Genomic DNA, 384 nt, shown 5'->3' on the forward strand with positions numbered 1-384 from the left:
CCGCGACGTGCCCCCGGGGCGTCCGAGCCGCGCAGTCCAGGAGTGCGCGGGCCTCGCTTCCGCACGTCCCCGCCCCCGTCACCAGGACCGGGGCGATCCCCACCGGAACACCGGGGCTCCCCCGCGCCCCGGCACCGGCCAGGGCGTCTTCGTCGGCAACGTGCCGCTGACCACCACCCAGAGCGGGTCCACGTACCAGCTCAAGGACGGCACCCGCGGCGGCCAGTACACGACCAACATGAACAACGGCACGACCGGCAACGGCGTCACCGACCCCGCCGTCTGGACGCCCGGCGGGAGCGGCTGGCACCAGCTCTCCACCACCTTCACCACCGGGCCGGCCACCACCGGCGTCACCGTCTACCTGCACGGGTGGTACGGGCA

Annotated in this window: 1 pseudogene; it reads left to right on the plus strand. The window is 74.5% G+C overall.

The features are described 5' to 3' along the window. Positions 1–160: 160 nt before the first annotated feature. Positions 161–384 (plus strand): annotated as a pseudogene (locus PUR61_RS03050) (hypothetical protein); the annotation flags it as partial.

The organism is Streptomyces sp. BE20 (assembly GCF_036322525.1).
Taxonomy (GTDB): domain Bacteria; phylum Actinomycetota; class Actinomycetes; order Streptomycetales; family Streptomycetaceae; genus Kitasatospora.